The 6584-nt window shown below is 74.3% G+C and carries 6 protein-coding genes; 5 read left to right on the forward strand and 1 reads right to left on the reverse strand.

Annotated elements, in window-relative coordinates; translation table 11 throughout:
• The first annotated feature begins 116 nt into the window (after window positions 1–116).
• From VIB11_RS08670 to VIB11_RS08690, 5 genes are all read left to right on the forward strand, one after another.
• Window positions 117–494, forward strand: a complete 378-nt coding sequence (locus VIB11_RS08670; protein WP_332030319.1) for a YraN family protein — start codon at window positions 117–119, stop codon at window positions 492–494.
• Window positions 491–2038, forward strand: a complete 1548-nt coding sequence (locus VIB11_RS08675; protein WP_332030321.1) for a YifB family Mg chelatase-like AAA ATPase — start codon at window positions 491–493, stop codon at window positions 2036–2038. The genes VIB11_RS08670 and VIB11_RS08675 overlap by 4 nt, the downstream gene beginning before the upstream one ends.
• 56 nt (window positions 2039–2094) lie before the next feature.
• A complete protein-coding gene (gene dprA / locus VIB11_RS08680; protein ID WP_332030323.1) occupies window positions 2095–3168 on the forward strand; it encodes a DNA-processing protein DprA in 1074 nt (357 codons plus the stop codon).
• A gap of 100 nt (window positions 3169–3268) precedes the next feature.
• Window positions 3269–4261: a tyrosine recombinase XerC gene (locus VIB11_RS08685; RefSeq protein WP_414695789.1), complete on the forward strand. Its 993-nt coding sequence runs from the start codon at window positions 3269–3271 to the stop codon at window positions 4259–4261.
• 299 nt (window positions 4262–4560) lie between these two features.
• Window positions 4561–5346, forward strand: a complete 786-nt coding sequence (locus tag VIB11_RS08690; RefSeq protein WP_332030325.1) for a DUF3152 domain-containing protein — start codon at window positions 4561–4563, stop codon at window positions 5344–5346.
• A gap of 113 nt (window positions 5347–5459) precedes the next feature.
• On the opposite strand, the gene VIB11_RS08695 is transcribed toward VIB11_RS08690, so the two are convergent.
• Window positions 5460–6182: a peptidoglycan DD-metalloendopeptidase family protein gene (locus VIB11_RS08695; RefSeq protein ID WP_332030327.1), complete on the reverse strand. Its 723-nt coding sequence runs from the start codon at window positions 6180–6182 to the stop codon at window positions 5460–5462.
• Window positions 6183–6584: the final 402 nt, after the last annotated feature.

Raw genomic sequence — 6584 nt, forward strand, 5'->3', positions numbered from 1 at the left:
CGGCTGACCGCCATCCACAAGGGACGGCACCGTCGCCACGCCGTCCACAGTGCTGGGCCTCCGACTGACCAGGCCGCACGACCCGCGGCAGCCTCGTCCGCGGAGGTGGTCACGGCATGGGCGAGCAGGCTCAGGGAAACGACACACAGGTGCTCGGGGTGTGGGGCGAGGGGCTGGCGGCGCGCTTCCTCGCGTCACGGGGCATGCAGGTCCTGGAGCGCAACTGGCGCTGTGAGCACGGCGAGATCGACCTCGTCGCGCTCGACGGCGACTGCCTGGTGGTCTGCGAGGTCAAGACCCGGCGCAGCACGACCTTCGGAGACCCGGTCGAGGCCGTCACCTGGCGCAAGGCCGCGCGACTGCGGCGACTCGCCTCGGCCTGGCTGGCGAGCCACGAGGTCGGCTGCTCGTCGGTGCGCATCGACGTCGTCGGCATCCTCCGCCCAGCCGCCGGGCCGGCAGCGTTGCGGCACCTGAGAGGAGTCGGGGCATGAGCCTCGGCCTCACCCGCTCGGTTGCGCTCACGGGGCTGGAGGGCGCGGTCGTCAGCGTCGAGGCGGACCTCGCGCAGGGCCTGCCGCACTTTGCGGTCAGTGGCCTGCCCGACACCGCGTGCGCGCAGTCGACCGACCGGGTCAAGGCGGCCACGGCCAACAGCGGGATGCCGCTGCCGCAACGGAGGATCACCGTGAACCTCTCGCCGGCCTCGATCCCCAAGGCCGGCTCCGGCTTCGACGTGTCGATCGCGGTGGCGGTGCTCGTGGCCTGTGGCGCGGTGCCCGGCACGGTCGCGGAGCGGGTGGTCCACCTCGGGGAGCTGGGACTCGACGGCGCCATCCGCCCCGTGCGTGGCGTGCTGCCCAGCGTCCTCGCGGCCTCGGGCGCCGGAGTGACCGACGTCGTCGTGCCGATCGAGAACGCCGCCGAGGCCTCGCTCGTGCCGGGCGTGCGGGTGCACGCCCTGCCCGACCTCGGTGCGTTGGTCGCGCACTATCGAGGCGCCGACGACGGCGGCCGGCTGCCCGATGCCATGCTCCCGCAGGGCCGCGGCGCACGCCCGAAGGCCACCACGGCGGCCGCGGACCTCGCCGACGTCGTGGGCCAGCCGGAGGCGCGTCTGGCTCTCGAGCTGGCCGCTGCCGGTGGCCACCATCTCTTCCTCATGGGCCCGCCGGGAGCTGGCAAGACCATGCTCGCCGAGCGTCTGGTGTCGATCCTTCCGACGCTCGGCCGAGACCAGGCGCTCGACGTCCTCGCGGTCCGCTCGATCCTGGGTGCGCTGCCGGACACGGTCGGCCCCGAGGGCCGGCCGCCCTTCGTCGCCCCGCACCACAGCGCGTCCATGACGGCGATCGTCGGCGGCGGCAGCGGGCTGATCCGGCCCGGGGCGATCTCGCAGGCCCACCACGGAGTCCTGTTCCTGGACGAGGCCCCCGAGTTCAAGGTCTCGGTCCTGCAAGCCCTGCGCCAGCCGCTGGAGTCCGGCGAGGTCGTGGTGGCGAGAGCGCGGCACTCGGTCCGCTTCCCGGCACGCTTCCAGCTCGTCATGGCGGCCAACCCGTGTCCGTGCGGGCTGGGGTTCGGCAAGGGGATCGACTGCTCCTGCGCTCCCCGAGAGCGTCGGGCGTATGCCGCGAAGCTCGCCGGGCCGTTGCTGGACCGCGTCGACCTGCAGGTCGTGATGCCGGCCATCAACCTCGCGTCCCTGGGCCAGGACCCGGGGGAGAGCAGCTCGGTGGTCGCCGCCCGCGTCGCGCAGGCCCGGGACGTCCAGGCCGAGCGGTGGAGCGAGGAGATGTGGTCGCTCAACGGCCAGGCCTCGGGGAGTGCGCTGCGCCGCGGGCGGTGGCGGCTTGCGCGCAGCGTCACTGTCGACCTCGACCGCGCCCTGGACCGCGGGATGATCACGCTGCGGGGCTACGACCGCGTCCTGCGGCTGGGGTGGACGGTCGCCGACCTCGCCGGGAGGGCGGTGCCGGACCGCGACGACCTGGGTCTGGCCCTCACCCTGCGCAACCAGGGCCCGGTGGCTGCATGAGCCCGGCAGCGTTGACGTGTGGCGGGCGGACGCCACGGGGGGAGCGTGAGGCACGCATGGCCTGGAGCCGACTCACGGAGCCCGAGCACAGCGGTGCCGCGGAGCTGGTCCGCGGCCTGGGGGCCGAGGCCGCCCTGCGTCAGCTTCTCGAGGGCAGGGTCGACTGGGGGCCGCGCCTGGCGCCTCGGCTCGAGCTCCTGGACATCGACCGTGAGGTCGGCCTGCTCCGCCGGATCCGTGCCCGAGTGGTCATCCCCGGCGACAGCGAGTGGCCGTCGGGGGTGGACGACCTCGCCGCGCCGCCCCACTGCCTGTGGGTGCGCGGGCCGCTGAGCCTTGGTGACGCCTGTGAGCGCAGCGTGTCCATCGTCGGTGCGCGCAGCGCCACCGTCTACGGCACCGCCACCGCAGCCGACCTCGCGGCCGGTCTGTGCGAGCGCGACTTCACGGTGGTATCCGGCGCAGCGTTCGGGATCGACGCGGCGGCACACCGAGGTGCCCTGTCAGCCGAGGGGGCCACCGTCGCCGTGCTCGCGGGCGGCGTGGAGCGCCCGTACCCCGCCGCCCACGAGCACCTGCTCGCCCAGATCGCCGACGTCGGTCTCGTGGTCTCGGAGGTCCCGCCGGGCAGCGCCCCCACGCGACACCGGTTCCTGAGCCGCAACCGGCTCATCGCCACGGCGACCCTTGGCACGGTGGTGGTGGAGGCAGGGCTGAGGTCAGGATCCCTGAGCACCGCGAACCAGGCGCTTCGCCATCACCGCGTGGTCGCGGCGGTGCCCGGCCCGGTGACCTCCATGGTGTCGGCGGGGTGCCACCAGTACATCCGCGACAACGGTGCCGTCCTCGTGACCGATGCTGCCGAGGCTGCGGAGGCCGTGGGCAGCATCGGCAGGGATCTCGCCCCGGTGAAGCGGGGGCCGGAGCGGGTCGAGGACGCGCTCAGCTCCTCGGAGGACCGCGTGCTCTCGTCGCTGGCGGTCCGCAGATCGGTCGGTATCCGAACGCTGGCGGTGCAGACCACCATGGCCGAGCGAGAGCTCATCGCGTGCCTGGGCCGACTGGAGCTGCGCGGTCTCGCCGTGAGGGACGGGGACGGGTGGCGGAAGCGGCCACGTCCGCGGTCCTGAGATGGGTTCGGCCTGAGGTCTGTGGCGATCGACCGCCCGGGCGCGGCGACCCGCCCGGCCGGTGCTTGCCGCCCGCCCCCACGGCTGCGACCGTGGGCCGGTGAGGGCAGGGAACCCGCCGGATGGTGCCGGCGACGTGGGCGACAGCGCGCAGGAGCCTGGTGGCAGCGCGCAGGAGCCAGACGGCAGCGCCGATGAGGCAGTCGTCGCGTTTGAGCGGCACCTGCGGGCCGAGCGTGGGCGCTCGGCCCACACCATCCGCGCCTACCTCGGGGACGTGCGCGCCATGCTGGCGTTCCTGCGCGAGACCTGCGGGGTCACCGAGCTGTCGGACATCTCCCTGCGCGACCTGCGCTCCTGGCTCGCGCATCAGGCGGAGTCCGGTGCGGCTCGCGCCACCATCTCGCGCAGGGCCGCCGCCGCCCGCACGTTTCTCGGCTGGTCGGCCCGCACCGGCCGAGTTGCCGCGGACCCGTCGCTGCGGCTCGTGGCACCCAAGCGCCAGCAGCACCTCCCCGGAGTGCTCAAGCAGGCCGAGGCCACGGCGCTGCTCGACGTCGCGGCCGTCGCCTCCGACGACCTCGACCCCCTTCACCTGCGTGACCGGGCGGCGCTGGAACTGCTGTACGCCTGCGGCATCCGGGTCGGCGAGCTCACTGGGCTCGACATCGACGACGTCGACCTCGAGACCGGAGTGGTGCGCGTGTTCGGCAAGGGAGCCAAGGAGCGGACCGTCCCGTTCGGCGTCCCAGCCCGCGACGCCCTGGAGGCGTGGTTGACGTCCGGACGCCCCCAAGTGGTCACGGAGGAAAGCGGCCCCGCCCTCTTCCTGGGCCGCCGTGGTCGCCGCGCCGACCAGCGCCAGATCCGTGCGGCGGTCCACGCCCTGCTCGAGCACGTCCCGGGCGCCCCGGACCTCGGACCCCACGGGCTGCGGCACAGCGCGGCGACCCACCTCCTCGAGGGCGGGGCAGACCTCCGGCTGGTGCAGGAGCTGCTCGGACACGCGTCCCTGGCCACCACTCAGGTCTACACGCACGTGTCCGTCGACAGGCTCAAGCAGTCCTACCGTCAGGCCCACCCCCGAGCGTGACCGGCGCCGAGGGTTCGCGCGTCGCATTGCCGTGCCCCGGTCGCGGCCCGAGCGGCCCCTTCGCCCACGTCGTCGCCCACGTAACTGCCCATGTCGTCGCCCAGCAGCGCGCCACGCAGCGGCGACGACAACATTTCGGCCTCGCCGGGCGAGGCGGCTCGCAGCACCAGCACCACCGGGGGAAGATGTGAAGGCGCGGGACTCCCTGCGTCCACCAACCACCGGGGAAGCAGACCAACAGCGTGAGTCAGCACCACCCACCGCCAGCCAGACGCCCTCACCGGCGGGTCAGCCGGCGTGTGCGCCTGCGACGGACCCTGCTGGGGGCGTGCGTCCTCGTCCTGGTCGTGGTGGCCGGAGCCAAGCTCGTCTCCCGCGAGCAGGCGGTCGACACCGCGGCCCGGGCGGTGGACCGTCTCCCCGGTGTCGCGGCCAGCGTCACGGCACCCGGCGGGACGTCGCCCCGCTCGGCCCCGCCCACGACACCGCAGGATGGCCAGGACGGCTCGACCACGACGGAGCCACCCGCGGCCGCGGTACCGCAGAACGGCACGGGCAAGATCGTCGTGGTCTCCGTCCCGGGGCCGCAGTCTGAGGCGACGGGCCGCGAGGTGACGTACACCGTCGAGGTCGAGCAGGGTCTCGGCGTCGACCAGGCCGCGGTGGCGCGGACCATCCGGTCGACGCTGCTCGACTCTCGCGGGTGGCAGAAGGCGGACGGCGTCCGCTTCGTCAACGTCACCCCGGAGGAGGCCCGCGCGGGCCGGCACGTCGACATCCGGGTCACCCTGGCGAGCCCCGGGCTGACCGACCGGCTGTGTGCCCCGTTGCGCACGCTCTCGCAGGTGAGCTGCTGGAACGACGGCCGCTCCGTGCTCAACCTCAAGCGCTGGCAGCTCGGCGACGACAGCTATGGCAAGGACGTCCGCCGCTACCGGATCTACCAGGTCAACCACGAGGTCGGGCATGGTCTCGGCCACCAGCACCGCACCTGCCCGGGCCAGGGCAAGCGCTCGCCCGTCATGGTGCAGCAGACCCTCTCGCTGGGTGGCTGTGTGGCCTGGCCGTACCCGACCGGCGCCTGAGCGTTTGCCGTCGCGTCGGGCGCCCGTCGGGGCGCCGGACAGCGAGCGCGGCCCTGACAGCGAGCGCGGCGCGGACCGCCACTGCGGCACGGGCGGTAGGCACGCTGTGCCCCTCAACGCATCGGGAGCAGCACGACGGGACCGCCCCGCAGCAGGGCCAGCGGGTCCAGGTACGTCCGGCCCCGCAGGGCACCGAAGTGGAGGCACGTGGCCTGCCCGCGCGAGGGCTGTCGCTCGCAGTGCGACCCGGCTGCGGCCACGGCTCCCAGCACCGCACCGGCCGGCACGACCTGGCCGAGTGCCACACCGGGCACGACCGGCTCGTAGGTGGTCCGGACACCCGACCGGTGGGTCACGGTGATGGTCGAGCGGCCGGAGATCACGCCCACGTGGGTCACGCGCCCACCCGCGGCAGCCCGCACTTCCTGGGCCGCTGTGGCCTCGAGGTCGACCCCCCGGTGGCCGGTGCCCCATGCGCTGCGCGGTCGCTCGAAGGGTCGAACGACCCGGGGCGCGGGGGACAGCGGCCACCTCCAGCCCGGGCGTGGCGTCGCCTGAGGTGGCGGCCCGGCTGCTGACCCGGGCGCGGGCCAACCCTTGCCCGGCTCGCGCAGGGGCGTCGCGCTGGGGACCGCCTCGCTCGTTGCCGCCTCGACAGGAAGGCTGAGGCGGCCGTGGAGGGCCTCGGCAGGCGGACGCCAGGCCTGAACCGGCACGTGCACAGCGGATGGACGACCTGAGCCGCCGCCCCACGCGCGCAGAGCCTCGGGGGCGATCACCGAGGACGTCAGGGCCAAGGCGGCACCGGACAGGACGAGGCTGGAGAAGGAGGCCATGGCGTCAGCGTGAGGCGCTGCCCCGACTCCCGGGGAGGCGTTGGGCCGCGACTGTGGACCGCGAGGTGCGGTGGTGGGCCGCTGTGGAGGACGACCCCAGGCTCCTGCGCGCTGCACGGGGGCCGCCCCGGCGCGGCGGTCGGTCAGCGCACGCCATGGCCCGGGGTCGGCCGCGCTCGCACGGCGTGTGCGCGGCGTGGCTCGATGGCCGTGTCGGACCGGTCTGGCACCGTGGAGGGCATGGAACAGGAGCCCGACCTCATGCACGGAGTCGTGGCCGTGTGCGCCGACTGCGGCTGCGAGCAGATCCTCGTCCCGATCGACCGCAGCGGAGGCTTCTGCTGCACCCTCTGCGACGCGGCGGTCTTCCTGTCGGAGACCGTCTGCCCGACGCGCGGCCGG

Origin of the sequence: Pedococcus sp. (genome assembly GCF_036554925.1) — a bacterium.
In the GTDB taxonomy this organism is placed as follows: Bacteria; Actinomycetota; Actinomycetes; order Actinomycetales; family Dermatophilaceae; genus Pedococcus_A.